Origin of the sequence: Pseudomonas sp. NMS19W, assembly GCF_051554255.1 — a bacterium.
Lineage (GTDB): Bacteria > Pseudomonadota > Gammaproteobacteria > Pseudomonadales > Pseudomonadaceae > Aquipseudomonas > Aquipseudomonas kribbensis.
Genome location: NZ_CP136718.1, coordinates 1,806,721 through 1,824,965, shown reverse-complemented (window position 1 = coordinate 1,824,965; position 18,245 = coordinate 1,806,721). Strand labels below are relative to the sequence as shown.

Below are 18,245 nucleotides of genomic sequence, written 5' to 3'. Positions count from 1 at the left end.
ATCGCATTTAGAGAATTGCCCTACAGACATCGCCTACTTGCCTGACTTCTTTCCTGTTTGATCCCCCGCAAAGTTTCGCGCCATCCCCTTGATGCGCGCGAGTGACTGCGAATGCTTCCATCTGACCCACTCCTGAAACTGAACAACAGCATCGGTTTGCTGGTGGTCGCTGCGCTGAACCCTGACCAGCCCGACGTCGAAACGCTGTTTCAGGAGTTCCGTCTCTGCCTCAACAACTATGAAAGCTGGGCCGAGCAGTTCTGGACGGGAACCGCGCTGGATGTCGATCAGGTGTTCAAGGTCGGCAACGATGTCCAGCTCAGTGCGCCGGTTGCCAGCCGAAAGCCCATCAGTCCCTCAGTGGCCATGTGTTCTGCCACTGGCTCCCTGACGCTGGTGCACATGTTCGAAGCTGCGCGCTTCGTGCCGATCGGCGATACGCCGGTGACCCTGGAACCGGTCATTTCCGATGTCGGCGGTGTCCTGTCATTCGGCGAACCGCAGCATTACACCATCGGCCCCAGCGGCATTCTCGAGGTCGACAACTGCGACCGGGGCCAGCGTTATCGCATCACCTTCTTTCCCGATGTTTCCAGTTCGCACGTCCAGACGCTGTACGCCTCGTATCAGGGACTCATTGATGGCCTGGAAAAATGGTTGCGAGAGGAATGGGGCGGGTTTCAACCGCAATGGGCCGAGTTTTCCAGCGCGGGTTTCCTGGAGCGTTACGGTCAGTTGCAGCAGGCCGACTGGCGCGGTTTCGAAACGGCGCTGAATGGCGTCTGGGATGACGTGAAACAGCTGTTCGCCCTGCTCGCCGACTTGCAGGCCAACAGCGAAAAACTTCTGCAATACCTCTCCGGTGTCGAGCTGGAAGCCTTGCTCGAGGCCTCCTCCGAGGCCATCGCCAATGGCCTGCTGATGCTCAGCGACGAGCCGTTGCTGTTCATTCATCTGGCGGCGTTCACCAGTTGGCTGAAGATGCTGCCGCCGCAGTATCTGGCCGAGGTGGTGGCTGAAGTTCGGGTCGAATTGCTGATCGGTTTTCTGTTGATGCGCGTGTCGGCGGGCATGGGCGTGCCGCTGCGGTTGAGCGCCAAGGTGCTCGGCAAGGTCAAGTCGCCGCGAGCCCGGGAATGGCTGGCGGCGTCGGCATTGCGGTTGGCAGAGCTGACTTCGGCACCCGATCTGACCCGGCATGCGGGCGCGCTGAAACCGCTGATGATCAATGCGCGTCCGGCACCGTTGCGGCCGGCACCTGCCGTTCCGCTGGAGATTCGCACGGCCGAATCGTTGGTGCTGACGGTGCCCAATCCGGCGGCCATTGCGCGTAACAAGTCCCACGGTACGACGCGAATGGAGCGGCATGAGCCTCGCGACGATGCGTCGGCTCAGGCGAAGAACCCCAACGGCGACAGCGCTGATTGCGTGCCCCGGACCTGCACCAACGGTTGCCCGGTGTCGATGGTCACCGGCGAGGAACTGCTGACCCTGACTGACGGTGTGCTCGATGGACTGCTGCCGTTTGAGTTCAGTCGGTTGTATCGCACCAGTGCGGCGGAAATCGATGTCGGGTTGGGGTTTGGCTGGAGCCATTCGCTGGCGCATCGGCTGGAGGTCGAGGGCGACGGTGTGGTCTGGATTGACCATGAGAACCGGCGCACGCGGTTTCCCTTGCCGAGTGTCGAGCGGCCGGCGATTCACAACAGTTTGTCGCGGGCAGCGATCTTTCTCGGGGATGAGCCGGAGGAGTTGATCGTTGCGCTGGCGGGGGACGCGGCGCGGTTTTATCACTTTCGGGCTGGGCGTCTGACGCTCATCAGTGATGCCTACGGCAATCGTCTGACGGTGCATCGAGATCTTTCCGACCGGGTTCAGCGCCTCGATAACGGGGCCGGTCGTTCCTTGTTGCTGCGCTATGAGCGGGCGAATCTGGTCGCGGTCGATTATCAGGTTTTTCGGGAGTCTGCCTGGCGTACCGAGCAGACGTTGGTCAGCTATCGCTTTGATGCCCGTCATCGGTTGATCGAGGCGACCAACGCCGTCGGCGAAAGCGAGCGTTACGACTACGACGATCGGCACGTCATCCTGCAACGGCAATTAACGGGTGGCGCGAGTTTCTTCTGGGAGTGGGAGCGTTCCGGCAAAGCCGCGCGTTGCGTGCGGCACTGGGCGTCGTTTTCGCAGATGGACACGCGTTACGTCTGGGACGACGCCGGCAGTGTGCGGGTGCAGTACGTCGATGGCCGTGAAGAGGTTTACGTCCACGACGACACGGCGCGGCTGGTGCGTCAGGTGGCCGCCGACGGTGGTGAGCAGCTCAAGGCCTACGATGCGCAGGGCCGGCTGATCGCCGAGCAGGATGCGCTGGGGGCGGTCACCGAATACCGCTACGACGATGTCGGACGGCTGATCGCGCTGATTCCGCCGGACGATGCACCGACGTCCTACGAATACCGCAACGGTTTCCTGCACCGCCGTAGCCGGGGCGAGGCGGAGTGGACCTACCGGCGCAATGCCCAGGGCGACGTCACCGAAGCGGTCGATCCTGACGGCCATGTCACCCATTACCACTACGACGCGCAGGGGCGGTTGCTATCGGTCCGTTATCCGGACAGTGGCCGGCATGTGTTCGTGTGGAACGACCTCGGGCAACTGGTCGAGGAAAGCCTGCCCGACGGCGGGGTTCGGAAGTTTTCCTACGACGCGTTGGGACGGCGGATTACTGCGCAGGACGAACACGGCGCGGTGACCCACCACGCCTGGGACGCCGTTGGCCGCCTGATCCAGACCACCTCGCCGAATGGCGCCACCCGCGCCTGGTCCTACAGCGCCTACGGCCAGATCACCGCCGAACGCGATGAGCTGGGACGGATCACCCGCTACGAGTATGACGACGACCTGCACCTGGTCAGCCGGCGGATCAACCCCGACGGCACGCGGCTGCAGTATCGCTACGACCATGCGCAGCTGTTGCTGACGGAGATCGAGAACGAGTCCGGCGAAAAGTACCTTCTGGACTACACGCCGACCGGATTGATCCGACAGGAAACCGGTTTTGATGGGCGGCGCACCGCGTATGCCTACGACCGCAACGGTCATCTGCTGGAGAAGACCGAGTACGGTGATGACGGCTCGACGCTGGTCACCGGCTACCAACGAGATGCTGCCGGGCGTCTGCTGCTCAAGACCCTGCCGGACGGGGTTGAGGTCAGCTATCGCTATGACCGTTTAGGCCGCTTGGTCGGCGTGGATGACGGCCAGAATCACCCGCTGGCCTTCGAATACGACCTCCAGGACCGACTGGTCCGTGAGCATCAGGGCTGGGGCACCCTGCGTTACACCTACGATGCCTGCGGCCAACTCAGCCGGATGCGTCTGCCGGACAACAGCAAACTCGACTACCACTACGCCAAGGGCGGCGCGCTGACCGCGATCGACCTCAACGGCGCCTTGCTCACCCGCCACGTCTACCAGAACGGTCGCGAACAGCAGCGCCAGCAAGGCCTGCTGCTCAGCGAATATGCCTACGACGAACAAGGACGGTTGCTGTCCCACGCGGTAGGCCATCAACGCAGCGCGCTGTACCGCCGCGACTTTGCCTACAGCGCCAACGGCAACCTCGAACACATCGCCGACACCCGCCACGGCCAGCGCAGCTACCAGTACGACGCCCTCGACCGGCTGATCCGCGTGCGCCACACCCGCGACGATGTGCCGGAAAACTTCGCCCACGACCCGGCCGGCAACCTGCTGCTGCAGGATCGCCCCGGCCCGACACAGATCAAGGGCAACCGCCTGCTGATGCAGGGCGACCGCCATTACGACTACGACGCCTTCGGCAACCTGATCCGCGAACGCCGCGGCCGCGCCCAACAGCTCGTCACTGCATACCGCTACGACAGCCAGCACCGCCTGATCGGCATCACTCGTCCCGACGGCACCACCGCCACTTACCACTACGACGCCTTCGGTCGCCGCATCCGCAAGACCGTCGACGGCCAGACCACCGAGTTCTTCTGGCAAGGCGACCACCTGATCGCCGAAAGCAGCCAGGAACAGCACCGCAGCTTCATCTACGAACCCGGCACCTTCCGCCCATTGGCGATGCTCGACGGCAAAGGCCCAAAACGCGCCTGCCCGTTCTACTACCAACTCGACCACCTCGGCACCCCGCAGGAACTGACCGACTACAGCGGCGACATCGTCTGGTCAGCCAAATACAGCGCCTACGGCAAGGTCACCTCGCTGCAGCTCGCGACCGACGATTACCTCGACCAGCCGCTGCGGTTTCAGGGGCAGTACTTCGATGCGGAAAGCGGACTGCATTACAACCGGCACCGGTACTACGACCCGGACGTCGGGCGGTATCTGACGCCGGATCCGGTGAAGCTGGCGGGTGGGCTGAACCAGTACCGGTACGTGCCGAATCCGACGGGGTGGGTGGATCCGTTGGGGTTGAGCTCCAATTGTCCGCCGCCGAATAAGCCGGGATGTCCGGTGCCGGATAGGACAGCAGGCACTAAAGTAGATGAAGGCGAGCCAAAAACTCCCCGCCCAATACAAGAAAATCACTATCTGTACAGAGGTGATGAACGAGAGCCATGGGATATCTTTGAAGGAGGATTTGAACCATGGGGCGAGAGTAAGGACTTATTTTTGCACGCATTAGATAACAAAAGTCCTCCCAGCTGGTTCGTAAGCACATCAATCTCGGAAAAAGAAGCCGCGAAGTTTGCAACTGGATACGGGTATGCCGAAGGATACATCTACATCCTGAAAAACATTCGAGGAATCGATGTAAACAAAGAGCTAGGCGCTATGTCACCACATCGACGCGAGAAAGAGATAGCAGTCCCTGGCGGTATCAACAATCGAGATATCGTGGGTGCTACACCTGTCAATGAGGATGGTAGCTACGTCGGGTATTCAATACCTAATCCGTATAGGAGGTAACAGTGAAGACAATAGAAATTCAAATCCTGAAAAATCAAAGAAAAGAAACAGCAGAAGTCGAATTTGATAGAAAAAAAAGATCGCTAACACTCACCATGAAGGATGGATTAATAAAAGCCTGCACTGCAGAGGACCTATATGAATGCTTCGGCATAATTAGGGCACATTTTCCAGAAATAATTTTTCTTTGCAAAGGAGCACGGAAAAATGTTCACCCCTCCCGTATGACTTCGCAGATGTCATGCGGGCTAGTCGCATATCAAGTCAGGCTTGGCCATCCAACCGAAGAAGAAGACATTGTCAGAATTTTTGACTACGAAGAAGAAGATCTAACAAACGATATAAAGGAGCAAAAAGAATTCTACTCATCTTGGATAAAATCACTTGCTCCATAATTCGAGTAATTTCTTACCTTTTTAATCAAGGGGCTCCCGCCCCCCTTTAAGTCTTAACCCCATAAAACTTGCAGACCCACTCTCACTCATCATCATCAAAATCCTCATACTCAAGCTCTTCCCCCTCACCCTCCCAAAGCGGAACCGTCGCATCATCCATCAACGACCCCGGATCTTCATTCCCCGGATCATTGATAAACGGCAACCCGCTCGGGCCTTTTTCTTCCTTGCCTTCGGTTTCGGGAGTCATGGTGCACCTCGGAAGCTCAGCGTGTAGACGTTCGAAAAGTATGGTCGCTAAACGTTCCGGCGCATTACGCGGGAACACAAAAAACCCGGCACAAGGCCGGGTTTCGGTAGTTCCGCTTGCTCAGCGGTGACGATATTTGTGTTTGTGCTTGTGGCCGCCACCGGAATGCGATTTTCCGCCATCGCCTCCCAGGCTGTTGCCGACTGCACCACCTGCCGCGCCGCCGAGTCCGGCACCGACCGCCGAGCCGGTAGATCCACCGACGCTGTTGCCGAGCACTGAACCACCCGCCGCGCCAAGACCGCCACCAATCGCGGCCTCCGTACGATTACGCTTGTTCGCTCCGACGGCACTGCCGGCCGCACCGCCAACGCCCGCTCCCACTGCGGCGCCGGTGCTGCCGCCGAGTTGCCCGCCGACCACGTTACCCAGCACACCACCCAGACCACCGCCGACCGCCGCGGAACCATCGCCGGCAGCCATGGCGCCTTGCGCCACAAGCAATCCTAAAACCAACGCAGTTAATGTCGATCGCATACAGACCTCGCAGGTCCCGGATCGGGACGGTATGCCCGGAAGGGGCTATACGGAATTGGAGGCGAATTCGGGAAAAACGTTCAGCAACGAAAAGGCCCGGCATATAGCCGGGCCTTTTCAGACATGCATTCGCAATCAGTGACGCTTGTGACCTTTGGACAGGTTGCTGCCCACCGCCCCGCCCGCTGCGCCGCCAAGGCCGGCGCCGATGGTCGCGCCGTTCTTGCCACCCAGGCTGTTGCCGATGATCGAACCGCCTGCCGCGCCAACACCGCCGCCAATGGCCGCTTTGGTACGGGCACCTTTCTTCGCTGCCAACGCACCGCCAGCCGCACCGGCCAGGCCAGCGCCGATGGCCGCGCCGCTGCTGCCGCCCATTTTCTGGCCGACCACATTACCCAGCGCGCCACCCAGGCCACCACCCAGCGCGGCGGTGCCATCACCGGCCATTGCACCTTGAGCGACCAGAAGCCCCAGAACCAGAGCAGGCAGAGTTAAACGCATGACGAAAACCTCAAAAGAAGAAAGAAAAAGGGCGCAGATTGAATGCTGTTGCCGAGGCAATGTCCAGTGCCACAGCGCACTTGGCGCCGATTGGACAGCGATTTGGGAAAAGGTTTTATCGCAGGCAAAAAAAAGCCCGCTGGGGAGACGGGCTGGAGACTTGCTTTCTAACGGATGGCTTCACCCTACGTAGACCGGTGTGAAAAGTTTGTGAAAGAAACCGGACGATTCCGCAATTTTCGTAGGACACTTCTCCAGAAAATCAGCAATCAAAAACCCCGCTCAATGGCGGGGTTCTGTGGCATCCGGATTACTTCCTGGAACGTGTCGTCACCTTGGGCAGAAATTTCGCTTTCGGCCCCTTGGGTGCTGTCGACTTGATCTTGCCGGTCTGCACCGGATCTTCGCCAAAGCCCGCCTGATACTCGGTCTGGCCGCAGCGTACGCAATTGTTGAATGGAAATTCAGCCCCGTCGTCTTCGATGTACGGATCAGTCATCTCTTCACCCCTTTCAAAAGCGGGCCGATACCGGCAAGACCCTTTTGCCTGAAAAAATATCGACCTCCAAGGCTTTTGAGACTAGCCGGTCATTCCTGGACTTGTGATTCATATCGCCCGAACCCCGACGAATGGCCTACAGAAATTAAACACAATGTTCAGACCGCTGGTCCTACGGAGCTAAAGATTGCCAACCACAGGCGGTTGCCCTTTTTCCTACGCAATGAATCTCAAGGAGAGGACATGGAAATCAAAGGATTCCCACCGATGCCTGTTGTAAAGCTCACGGAGGAGCAGATCGCCGCCGCTAAAGCCGCGGCGGAAAAATTCAAGGAGAAGGTTGCCTCGGGTGAAATCGTCATCAAGCCACTGGACGGACCGAGTCCAGTGCAACCTGGCAAACCGGGCGTCATCTACCATCCAGGCCCGGTTCAGCCTGGCGGTACGCCGATGGTTGCCATCGATACCCCCTGACCTACGACTCGAAAGGCACTGTCGTACTCAAACCACAGGGCTGATTGTCAGCAACGAGCCCATTCCGTTGAATGGGCTCACGCACGCTAAACCAACGATCAACGCAACTTGACCGCCGTACCGGTCGCAAACACCACAACCATACCGCCCTTCCCCGCCGGCATGCTGATCTCGAAATCCACCCCGACCACCGCATCAGCCTGCAACGCCCGCGCCCGTTCCTTGATCTCGTCAGTCGCCTGAACACGCGCCTCCTTCAACGCCCGCTCCAGCGTCTGCGAACGCCCACCGAAAAAGTCCCGCATACCGGCGAACATATCGCGAATCACATTCACGCCCTGCACCGACTCGGCACTGACAATATCGATATAAGCAATAATTTGCCGACCGTCGACGCCTGGTGTTGTTGTAATGATCATGAAAGGAGAACCTTGGCAGAACGTAGGGCCAATTATTGTACGCCGCAGGAACATCACGACCCAAAAAGTCAAAATGGGCGACCTTGCAGGGCCGCCCATTCGAACGCACAACGGTCCATCCTTTCGGGTAAATCACCTATGGCGGTCTGAGTTCTTCAGCCACCAACTTTCAGCCTTGCCCATGACCTCTTGCAGGCATTCGGAAATTGACTTCTGGCTAGTATCAATAACCAGTGAAGGAGCAACAGGCTCTTCATACACTGCGCTGATGCCCGTAAATTCGGGTATCAGTCCCGCACGAGCCTTACGGTACAAACCTTTGGGATCAAGGCTTTCACATACGCTTAACGGAGTGTTCAAATAAACTTCGATAAAATTTTCTTCGCCGATAGTCAATTTGGCCTGCTCTCTCTGCAATCGACAAGGAGAAATGCAGGCGACGAGAACAATTACCCCCGCTTCGTTCATCATTCGAGCAACTTCAGCGATACGGCGAATATTTTCCGAGCGATCTTCGGGTGAAAATCCAAGTCCCTTGCAAAGTCCGTGGCGGACATTATCTCCGTCCAATACAAAGGCAGGTTTCCCACTGTCGACCAAAAGTTTCTCCATAGAGAAGGCCAATGTCGACTTGCCGGCGCCACTCAATCCGGTAAGCCAAATGGTGAAAGGCTTATGAGAAAAAAGCCGTTCACGGTCTGCTGCTGTCAGCCTTGGCAGATGCAGCGTCAGGTTTTCACAGGAGTCTTTTGTTGTTTTAGTCACACCGATACCTCATCTCGAGCAGAGTCTGAGTTCAATCTCAAGATTGTTGTTATTCAGAAGAACGACTGATTGTAGAACCAATCCAGCGTACGCCCAGAGAACCATCCAGGTGAGCCAACCTGTCCGGCCCCAAACTGATCAACAATTCCTTGTTCAAATAAATTTCAAGACCACGTTCACTCACCACAACGTTCAAGTCTCCGCAGAACGGTAGACCCGTCACCGTGACGCCCGCCTCCGGAGCCCATTGAGTCCCGTCATGCGTCCACATCACCAATCTGGCGCTGCCGGCTTTATGAGGTTGGATTACAAGGGCATTCATATCGGTGTCGTCACCGGTGCCTTTATAAAGGACAGCAGCGACATGAGAGTCCGGCAAAGCGGGATCAATCGCATAACCGAAGGACATACAGCGCTCAGGACCATCTGAAATTTCACGCTGTTTCAACAGGCACAAGCTGTCAGGTGCTGCCACTTTTTCGCCTGTTGCCAATTGTTTGTGAGCACCGAAAACAAGCTCCCAGCCGACCCAGGCCTGTTGATTTTTATAACTGCTGTGAAAACTCGCCAGGCGCTCTTCGGCGTTGCGCCGAAACAGATCTTTTTCAAGCAGTTGAGGAATGCCGGCAAACACCTGCCCATGGTGTGCGAAGTCCGGGACATTCAACAATCTGACCTCATTTACCGCCCCGTAAGGACCGAGACAAAGGTAGTCCAACGGTTTGTAGGTACCTCGCTCCAACACCCACAGCCCGCTCATCGAACTGCGCCGGGACTCGCGTCCTGTGATCTGACTTTCGCCCACCAGCATCACATCGGACGACACCGCCAGTCCTCGGGCATATATCGAGCTACCGGCGTGCCAGATGACATCATTGGTATTCAGATCGACCAGAGAACCGATGGAACTGTGGCAGGCGATTTTTTGCTTTTCATCCGAGACCCATATGTTATGCAGCCCCGTACGCTGATCGATCGGGTCAAGACTGATCAGTTCCAGATCAGGATAAGTCAGAACGGCGAGCAGAGAACCATTATGGTGACCATGGGCGATGACATAGAGAAGGCCGTCTTTCTCGAACACGGAATTGAGGTGATCACCCGTGATCTCCTGCAATGACAGACGATCCCAGCGCACATCGGACAGGCGCTTTTCCTGAAAATGTCCGGGTTTTTCCAAGTCTATAACCGAGATCGAGTTTCTCCCGGTATTAGTACAAATAATACGCCCGTCGGAAGCGCAAATAATCTGATGTGGCTGAGACAGGAAGGGTTCTGAATGAAAGGAACCGCGGGAAAGAAAACCAACTTCAGAGTTGGCATAAGTTTGAATATCGACAAGTTTCAGATTATCCAGACCTGAATGCGATAAAACAAAGTCTTTATCCTCCGGAAACCAGGACACGCCATAATACTCAGGACGATTGTTCTCAATGGGAGTCACTTTCCTGGAATGTAGATCAACAAGAAGCAAATATCCGGTTGTAGCGACAACTGCAAACAATGTATCCAACTTGTTACACCTCGAGCTACTTACCTGGCTCAGAAATATCCTCAGGAGAAAGGAGCCACCGCGCAACAATTTTAACTGTTCAGTTAAAAAAAACTCAATAAACGCCGACGAAACGAAATGCGCACCTCGTCACGCTGCGTGATATGCATCGGCCAAGAATTTGATTTCATGACGTGCAGGCGAAAAAAAACCCCTGATTTCTTTTAAAAATCAGGGGTTTTCGATATCGAATTTGGCGGTGAAGGAGAGATTCGAACTCTCGATACAGTTTCCTGTATACACACTTTCCAGGCGTGCTCCTTAAGCCACTCGGACACTTCACCGTATCTCTTCAAACATGTTCTGTCTGTCGAGGCGCGCTAATGTAGTCGAAAGCTTTTCGGATGGCAAACTTTTTTTCAGAATTTTCATGCGGTTAAGAGAAAAAGTCGTTTCCGCCATCGATAGGCCATGGCGATCCGGCCAATCTTGGGTGGGCGCGGCCCTTCTATATAGGCGCGCTGGCGCATGCCGTGGGGCACGTTGCGGCGCATCAGCCGCTCAAGGGTGACCGGCGGGTCAGTCACCGTGCTTTACCTGACCGGCGACGGTGGGTAACGTCTGCCCATCTTTCTTATAAGGAATTGCGCCATGAGCGACCTGATTGCCTACCACCTCGAAGACGGTATCGCGACTCTGACCCTGAGCAACGGCAAGGTCAACGCCATTTCCCCGGACGTGATCGCGGCCTTCAACGCGGCGTTGGATCAGGCGGTGGCGGATCGTGCAATCGTGATCATTACCGGCCAACCGGGCATTCTCTCCGGCGGCTACGATTTGAAAGTGATGACTGCCGGCCCTAAAGAAGCTGTGTCGCTGGTGACTGCCGGCTCTACCCTGGCCCGTCGCCTGCTGTCGCACCCGTTCCCGGTGATCGTTGCCTGCCCGGGTCATGCCGTGGCCAAAGGCGCGTTCATTCTGTTGTCCGCCGATTACCGGATCGGTGTCGACGGTCCGTTCAGCATTGGTCTGAACGAAGTGCAGATCGGCATGACCATGCACCACGCCGGCATTGAGCTGGCCCGTGATCGCCTGCGCCGCTCGGCCTTCCACCGTTCGGTGATCAACGGCGAGATGTTCGATCCGCAAAGTGCTGTGGATGCCGGTTTCCTCGACAAGGTGGTTCCGGCCGAAGAGCTGCAAGGTGCCGCCCTCGCCGCCGCACGTCAGTTGAAGAAGATCAACATGACCGCGCACAAGAACACCAAGCTCAAAGTGCGCAAGGCGCTGCTGGAAACCCTGGATAACGCGATCATTCAGGATCAGGAACACCTGGGCTGACCCCTTCGCTCCTTTAAAGAAAAGCCCGACCGTCGTGTCGGGCTTTTTCTTACGCGCAAGGTTTAAATCTCTTCGGCAGCTCTAGGACGCCTCTGACCGACAAGTCGGAAACATGCGCTTAAACATCGCCCATCTCCGGACTCTATAGCGGCAATTGCCGAAAACAGTGCACATCCGTACACTGCGCCACCTTTTGTCCCGGTGGGCCTGAAAATGCTGTTCGTGTTTCGTATGTTATTGATGGGCCTGCACTTTATGCTGGCGGGTGTGCTCGGGGTGATTCTCGGGCTGTGCCGGCCATTCAATCCGGACAACAGTCGTCTGTGCGCCCGTCTCTATGCCCTGCCGGCCATGTGCATTCTGCGCCTGCGAGTGAAGGCCGATGTCGGTCAGTTGATGAACAAGCCTGACAGCTGCGTGATCATCGCCAACCATCAGTCCAACTATGACCTGTTCGTGTTCGGCAACGTAGTGCCGCGACGGACCGTGTGCATTGGCAAAAAGAGCCTGAAATGGGTGCCGCTGTTTGGCCAGTTGTTCTGGCTGGCGGGAAATGTGTTGATCGATCGTGGGAATGCGCACAAGGCGCGTCAGTCGATGCTGACAACCACCGACACCTTGCAGCACAAGGACACCTCGATCTGGGTGTTCCCGGAAGGCACGCGCAACCTGGGTGAAGAACTGCTGCCGTTCAAGAAAGGTGCGTTCCAGATGGCCATTGCCGCCGGTGTGCCGATCGTTCCAGTGTGTGTCAGCAGCTACATCAAGCACATGCGTCTGAACCGCTGGCGCAGCGGGAAAATTCTCATACGCTCGCTGCCGGCGATTCCTACCGCCGGCCTGACCATGGACGACATGCCCATGCTCATCAGCCAGTGCCGCGAACAGATGCGTGAATGCATCGATGCGATGGATCGACAGCTTCAGGCTGCGTGAAAAAAGAAACCCGCTCTGTGCGGGTTTTCTTTTGCCCGGTGAACTGTGCAGATTTCACTGACTCTCAAGCAGCGACACGGCTAAGCTGAAGCCATGCCTCCCCTGCCATCTGCCAAGAAGAAGTGAACCACCACCATGGGTCGAGTTGTTGCTGCTGCGGTTTACAGCGCCGGTAAGAAAGTCACCAATATTTCCCTCGATGAAGGCGCCGCCTGGGCCGCCAAGACCGGGCACTTCGTCTGGATCGGCCTTGAAGAGCCGAATGCCCAGGAGCTGTCCAACCTGCAACGCCAGTTCAATCTGCACGAACTGGCCATCGAGGATGCCCTGGAAAAACACAGCCGTCCGAAACTGGAAACCTTCGGCGACGCGCTGTTCATCGTCACCTACTCCCCCGTGCGCGAACACGGCATCCTGCAGTTCATCGAAACTCATATCTTCGCCGGCAAGGGCTACATCATCACCGCCCGAAATGGCCATTCGGCGTCCTACGCTCATGTCCGTCAACGCTGTGAGGCGCGGCCACTGTTACTGGAACACGGGGAAGATTTCGTACTGTATGCGCTGCTGGATTTCGTCATCGAAAACTATCAGCCGGTGGGTGAAGCGATCCACGCCGAGATCGATGAACTGGAGCGCAACGTGTTGTGCAGCGCGCTGAATGAGCACGACATCCAGAAGCTTCATGGCCTGCGCCGCGATGTATTGCGCTTGCGTCGGTACGCGGCGCCGATGGTGGAAATCGGCGAAGAGTTGCAGAAGCTGAGCTTCCCCTTCATCGACAAGAACATGCGTCCTTACTTCCGCGATGTGCAGATCCATGTCACACGGCAGATGGAAGACCTGACCACCCTGGCCGACATTGCGAGCCAGACCATCGAGATCGGTGTACTGCTGGAGGCGTCACGGCAAAGCGTGGTGCAGCGCAAGTTCGCGGCATGGGCGGCGATTCTGGCGTTCCCGACGGCGGTCGCCGGGATCTACGGGATGAACTTCCAGAACATGCCGGAGCTGAGCTGGCATTACGGCTATTTCGCCGTGCTGGGCTTTATCACCGTGGGTTGCGTGGGGCTGTGGGCGAGCTTCAAGAAATCGGGCTGGCTGTAAGGAAAAAAGCCCCCGTGCAGGACACGGGGGCTTTCGGGTTCAAGCCGCGTTTGGCTTGTGCGCCACGAAACGCATCATCCATTCCGCCACCGTGGTGCCGTGGTGATCGCTCTCAAGACTGGCCACTCCCTTACTGTAGATCTGCTCGCCCAGCGCTTCCTGACGCAGATCCAGCAGCGCCCGCGAATAATCGTGAATGAATTCCGGATGCCCCTGGAAGCACAGCACCTGATCGTTGATGTGATACGCGGCGAACGGGCAGAAATCGCTGGAAGCAATCACCGTGGCGTTCTCCGGCAGCGCCGTGACCTGATCCTGGTGGCTGATCAGCAAGGTCAGCTCTTCACGCACCGGACTCATCCACGGAGCCTTGGCCGCCAGTTTGTAGTTGTGGGTACCGACGCCCCAGCCCTGGGTCGCACGCTCGCTCTTGCCGCCCAGCAGCAGCGCCAGCAGTTGATGGCCGAAGCACACGCCGAGCAGTTTGTCGCCGCGCTCATAACGGGTCAGCAGGTATTGCTTGAGGGTCTGAATCCACGGATCGGTGCCGAACGAGTCGGCCTTGCTGCCCGTGATCAGGTACGCATCGAAGGTCAGATCATCACTCGGATAGTCGCCCTGCATCACGTTGTACACCGTGAACTCGGCGGCAATCGGCTGTTGCGAGAACAGGCGCTGGAACATCTGCCCGTATCCCTGATATTCATCGACCAGTTCCGGACGCAGGATGTCGGTTTCCAGAATGCAGATGCGTAGCGACATAAAAAATTCCTGACACGTGATGGGAATAATGCACACCCCAGAGCCTGCCCTGAAACCACCCGGCAAGGCAAGCCCCGGAATGCTTCCCCAACCCGCTAGAACAGCTCGCCGCTGGCAGCCTTTTGCAACAGCAGCGCTGGCGGTGCGAAACGCTCGCCGTACTGTTCAGCCAGGTACTGCGCCCGCGCGACAAAGTCTTTCACGCCATATTGATTGATGAACTGCAATGCGCCGCCCGTCCACGCCGCAAAACCGATGCCGAAGATCGAGCCGACGTTGGCATCCGCCGTCGACGTCAGCACGCCCTCCTCCACACAGCGCACGGTTTCGATGGCTTGTACGAATAGCAACCGGTCACGCACATCCTTCGGCGAAATCTGCCCGTCGGCTTTCTCGAAACGGGTTTTCAGCTCCGGCCACAAGTGTTTCTGGCCGCCCGCCGGGTACTCGTAAAAACCGCCTCCCGCTGCCTTGCCCGGCCGCTTGTATTCGTTGAGCAGCAAGTCAATCACGGCGAACGCCGGGTGCTCAATCAGCGGTTTCCCTTCTGCTTGCAGGTCTTTGGTCGTTTGTTGACGGATATGGCTCATCAGGCTGAGGGAAACTTCGTCAGAGATCGCCAGCGGCCCGATGGGCATGCCGGCCTTGCGCGCTTCGGTCTCGATCATCGGCGCGCTGACACCCTCACCCAACATAGCGATGCCTTCGTTGGTGAAAGTGCCGAACACCCGCGAGGTAAAAAAGCCACGGCTGTCGTTGACCACAATCGGGGTTTTCTTGATTTGCAGTACGAAATCGAACCCGCGCGCGAGGGTTTCGTCGCTGGTTTGCGCGCCTTTGATGATTTCTACCAACGGCATTTTTTCCACCGGACTGAAGAAGTGCAGGCCGATGAACTTGCTCTGATCCGGCACCGCAGCCGCCAGGCCGGTGATTGGCAAGGTCGATGTGTTTGAAGCGATCACCGCATCATCGCCAACCACCTGCTGCGCCGCTGCCGAGACTTTCGCCTTGAGCTCACGATCCTCGAAGACCGCCTCGATGATCAGATCGCAACCCGCCAGATCGGCGTCGCTTTCAGTGGTCCGGATACGCGCCAGCACCGCTTCACGCTGCTGGGCGGTCGTCTGCCCGCGAGCGACTTTCTTGTCCAGCAACGCGGCCGAATGCGCCTTGCCCTTTTCGGCAGCCGCGAGGTTGATATCCTTGAGCACCACATCGATTCCGGCCACCGCGCTGACGTAGGCGATTCCCGCGCCCATCATCCCGGCGCCGAGGACGCCCACGCGCTTCGTCACATAAGGCGCAAAGCCCTGCGGACGCGAACCGCCTGCGTTGATTTCATTGAGCTGGAACCAGAACGTGCCGATCAGGTTTTTCGAGATCTGGCCGGTGGTCAATTCAGTGAAGTAACGGGTTTCAATCAGGTGCGCGGTATCGAAATCGACCTGCGCGCCCTCCACCGCCGCACAGAGAATCTTCTCCGGCGCCGGCAACGTGCCCTGAGTCTTGGTGCGCAGGATCGACGGTGCAATCGCCAGCATCTGCGCGACTTTCGGGTTCGACGGCGTGCCGCCGGGAATCTGATAGCCCTTCACATCCCAACGCTGCACGGCCGCAGGGTTGGCCAGGATCCAGGCCCGGGCCCTGGCCAGCAGCTCTTCGCGATCCGCCGCCAGCTCATCGATCAGCCCCGCCTGCAACGCCTGCTGCGGACGGACTTTCTTGCCTTCGAGCAGATACGGCAGGGCTTTTTCGATGCCGAGCATGCGCACCATGCGCACCACGCCACCGCCGCCCGGCAACAGGCCGAGGGTCACTTCCGGCAGGCCGAGTTGCACCGACGCATCGTCCAGCGCCACGCGATAGTGGCAGGCCAGGCAAATTTCCCAGCCGCCGCCGAGCGCCGCGCCGTTGATCGCCGCGACCACCGGTTTGCCGAGGGTTTCCAGGGTGCGCAACTGGCCCTTGAGGGTCAGCACCATGTCGTAGAAGGCCTTGGCTTCGGGCTTACCGACCTTGATCAGTTCATTCAGGTCGCCGCCGGCGAAGAAGGTTTTCTTGGCCGACGTGATGATCACTCCGGCAATCTCATCTTTTTCCGCCTGCAGTCGGGCGACGCTTTCGGCCATGGCCTCGCGGTACACCGCGTTCATGGTGTTGGCGCTCTGGCCCGGCATGTCGATGGTCAGGAGGACGATGCCGTCCTGGCCTTTTTCGTAACGAATGGCTTGGGTCATGACAGGTTTCCTTGAGGTCAGAGGCGTTCGATGATGGTGGCAATACCCATGCCGCCGCCGACGCACAGCGTCGCCAGGCCGTAGCGCAGGCGCCGGGCTTCAATTCATCGAGCAAGGTGCCGAGAATCGCGCAACCGGTGGCGCCCAGCGGATGGCCCATCGCAATCGAACCGCCATTGACGTTGACCTTGTCCGGGTCGACGGCCATGTCCTTGATGAATTTCAGCACCACCGAGGCAAACGCTTCGTTGACCTCGAACAGGTCGATGTCTTCGACCCGCAGCCCGGCCTTGGCCAGTGCCTTGCGGGTGGCCGGCGCCGGGCCGGTGAGCATGATGGTCGGGTCGGTACTGGTGACCGCCGTGGCAACGATTCGCGCCCGGGGTTGCAGGCCCAACTCGCGCCCCTTGGCTTCGGAGCCGATCAGCATCAGCGCCGCACCATCAACGATTCCCGAACTGTTGCCCGGTGTGTGCACATGGTTGATGCGCTCGACATGGCTGTAGACCCGCAGCGCCGTGGCGTCGAAGCCCATCTGGCCGATCATTTCGAAACTCGGCTTGAGCTTGCCCAGTCCTTCGAGAGTCGATTCGGCACGGATGAACTCATCGTGATCAAGCAGGATGATGCCGTTCTGGTCCTGCACCGGCACCAACGATTTGTTGAACGAGCCGTCGGCCCGGGCGCGAGCGGCCTTCTGTTGCGAGTGCAGCGCGTAGGCATCGACGTCCTGACGGCTGAAGCCTTCAAGGGTGGCGATCAGGTCGGCGCCGACGCCTTGAGGGGTGAAATGGCTGTGCAGGTTGGTTTGCGGGTCCAGCGCCCAGGCGCCGCCGTCACTGCCCATCGGCACGCGAGACATGGATTCGACGCCGCCGACCACCACCAGCTCTTCGAACCCGGAGCGCACTTTCATCGCTCCCAGGTTCACCGCTTCCAGCCCCGAGGCGCAGAAGCGGTTGATCTGCACGCCAGCGACGCTGACGTCCCAATCGGCCACCTGTACGGCGGTCTTGGCGATGTCCGAGCCTTGATCGCCAATCGGCGTGACACAACCGAGCACCACGTCATCGACCTGACTGGTGTCCAGCGCCGTGCGCGCCTGCAGCGCGGTCAGCAACCCGGCCACTAGGTTCACCGGTTTGACGCTGTGCAGCGAACCGTCAGCCTTGCCTCTGCCACGGGGCGTGCGTAATGCGTCGAAAATCAAAGCTTGGGTCATGGCGTTCTCGAACCTGTGCGGTGAGTGAAATTCGTGACTCCACTCTTGGCCGGGACGGTCACGGATTCAATGACCACAGCGCTCAATGACGTTGACGTGCACGCTCAGACGGACGGTCATTCCCGGTCAGGTTAACCGGTTCAGGTCACCGAGCTGTCTAGCAAAAGGGCGGCAAAGAAGCTGGCAATGGGCCTCATGCCTTTTTAATCGCGACCGGTAGCAAATACATATGAAATGGATCTAAGCCAAGCGTGACGCGGGCCCTAAGGTGAACATGTACGTCGTTGTCGTCGGGTTTTGCCGAGGCAGGCGTTCTTCAACAGGAAGTGCAGCGCTTGCCGTCATG

General features: G+C 58.2%; 15 protein-coding genes, 1 tRNA gene and 1 pseudogene. 6 read left to right on the top strand and 11 right to left on the bottom strand.

Annotation, left to right across the window (positions count from 1 at the left end; all coding sequences use genetic code 11):
• The first annotated feature begins 111 nt into the window (after window positions 1-111).
• Window positions 112-4,956, top strand: a complete 4,845-nt coding sequence (locus R1A29_RS08390) for an RHS repeat-associated core domain-containing protein (RefSeq protein ID WP_438301138.1) — start codon at window positions 112-114, stop codon at window positions 4,954-4,956.
• A 2-nt stretch (window positions 4,957-4,958) separates the two neighbouring features.
• On the top strand, window positions 4,959-5,351 hold the full coding sequence (locus R1A29_RS08385; protein ID WP_438301137.1) for a hypothetical protein: 393 nt from the start codon (window positions 4,959-4,961) through the stop codon (window positions 5,349-5,351).
• Between the two features lie 82 nt (window positions 5,352-5,433).
• Here the strand turns inward: R1A29_RS08385 and R1A29_RS08380 are convergent, their stop codons facing one another.
• The 4 genes from R1A29_RS08380 to R1A29_RS08365 all read right to left on the bottom strand — a co-directional run bounded on the left by R1A29_RS08380 (window position 5,434) and on the right by R1A29_RS08365 (window position 7,141).
• Entirely contained in the window at window positions 5,434-5,601 is a 168-nt protein-coding gene (locus R1A29_RS08380) for a hypothetical protein (RefSeq protein ID WP_167443766.1), read from the bottom strand.
• Between the two features lie 120 nt (window positions 5,602-5,721).
• Window positions 5,722-6,138, bottom strand: coding sequence for a hypothetical protein (locus R1A29_RS08375; RefSeq protein ID WP_085710667.1), 417 nt, complete (start codon window positions 6,136-6,138; stop codon window positions 5,722-5,724).
• A 135-nt stretch (window positions 6,139-6,273) separates the two neighbouring features.
• Window positions 6,274-6,642, bottom strand: a complete 369-nt coding sequence (locus R1A29_RS08370) for a bacteriocin (protein WP_085710666.1) — start codon at window positions 6,640-6,642, stop codon at window positions 6,274-6,276.
• 310 nt (window positions 6,643-6,952) lie between these two features.
• A complete protein-coding gene (locus tag R1A29_RS08365) occupies window positions 6,953-7,141 on the bottom strand; it encodes a hypothetical protein (RefSeq protein ID WP_085701198.1) in 189 nt (62 codons plus the stop codon).
• A gap of 243 nt (window positions 7,142-7,384) precedes the next feature.
• Here R1A29_RS08365 and R1A29_RS08360 point away from each other — a divergent pair, with 243 nt between their 5' ends.
• Complete coding sequence (locus R1A29_RS08360; RefSeq protein WP_438301136.1) at window positions 7,385-7,615, top strand: hypothetical protein; 231 nt, start codon at window positions 7,385-7,387, stop codon at window positions 7,613-7,615.
• A 98-nt stretch (window positions 7,616-7,713) separates the two neighbouring features.
• Here the strand turns inward: R1A29_RS08360 and R1A29_RS08355 are convergent, their stop codons facing one another.
• The 4 genes from R1A29_RS08355 to R1A29_RS08340 form a co-directional block, all read right to left on the bottom strand.
• Complete coding sequence (locus R1A29_RS08355) at window positions 7,714-8,034, bottom strand: YbjQ family protein (RefSeq protein ID WP_438301135.1); 321 nt, start codon at window positions 8,032-8,034, stop codon at window positions 7,714-7,716.
• Between the two features lie 132 nt (window positions 8,035-8,166).
• On the bottom strand, window positions 8,167-8,799 hold the full coding sequence (gene cysC / locus R1A29_RS08350; RefSeq protein ID WP_438301134.1) for an adenylyl-sulfate kinase: 633 nt from the start codon (window positions 8,797-8,799) through the stop codon (window positions 8,167-8,169).
• A gap of 49 nt (window positions 8,800-8,848) precedes the next feature.
• Window positions 8,849-10,312: a hypothetical protein gene (locus R1A29_RS08345; RefSeq protein WP_438301133.1), complete on the bottom strand. Its 1,464-nt coding sequence runs from the start codon at window positions 10,310-10,312 to the stop codon at window positions 8,849-8,851.
• Between the two features lie 233 nt (window positions 10,313-10,545).
• A tRNA-Ser gene (locus tag R1A29_RS08340) sits at window positions 10,546-10,635 on the bottom strand.
• Window positions 10,636-10,942: 307 nt separating this feature from the next.
• Between R1A29_RS08340 and R1A29_RS08335 the strand changes: the two genes are divergently transcribed.
• The 3 genes from R1A29_RS08335 (at window position 10,943) to R1A29_RS08325 (ending at window position 13,675) form a co-directional block, all read left to right on the top strand.
• Window positions 10,943-11,632, top strand: coding sequence for a crotonase/enoyl-CoA hydratase family protein (locus R1A29_RS08335; protein ID WP_438301132.1), 690 nt, complete (start codon window positions 10,943-10,945; stop codon window positions 11,630-11,632).
• A gap of 213 nt (window positions 11,633-11,845) precedes the next feature.
• Window positions 11,846-12,568, top strand: coding sequence for a 1-acylglycerol-3-phosphate O-acyltransferase (locus R1A29_RS08330; RefSeq protein ID WP_085710663.1), 723 nt, complete (start codon window positions 11,846-11,848; stop codon window positions 12,566-12,568).
• Window positions 12,569-12,703: 135 nt separating this feature from the next.
• A complete protein-coding gene (locus R1A29_RS08325; RefSeq protein WP_119428428.1) occupies window positions 12,704-13,675 on the top strand; it encodes a magnesium and cobalt transport protein CorA in 972 nt (323 codons plus the stop codon).
• Window positions 13,676-13,714: 39 nt separating this feature from the next.
• Here the strand turns inward: R1A29_RS08325 and R1A29_RS08320 are convergent, their stop codons facing one another.
• The 3 genes and pseudogenes from R1A29_RS08320 to R1A29_RS08310 all read right to left on the bottom strand — a co-directional run bounded on the left by R1A29_RS08320 (window position 13,715) and on the right by R1A29_RS08310 (window position 17,899).
• Window positions 13,715-14,437: an amidotransferase gene (locus R1A29_RS08320; RefSeq protein WP_423205202.1), complete on the bottom strand. Its 723-nt coding sequence runs from the start codon at window positions 14,435-14,437 to the stop codon at window positions 13,715-13,717.
• A 95-nt stretch (window positions 14,438-14,532) separates the two neighbouring features.
• Window positions 14,533-16,677, bottom strand: coding sequence for a 3-hydroxyacyl-CoA dehydrogenase NAD-binding domain-containing protein (locus R1A29_RS08315; protein WP_438301131.1), 2,145 nt, complete (start codon window positions 16,675-16,677; stop codon window positions 14,533-14,535).
• A 17-nt stretch (window positions 16,678-16,694) separates the two neighbouring features.
• Window positions 16,695-17,899: pseudogene (locus R1A29_RS08310) on the bottom strand (acetyl-CoA C-acetyltransferase).
• Window positions 17,900-18,245 lie beyond the last annotated feature (346 nt).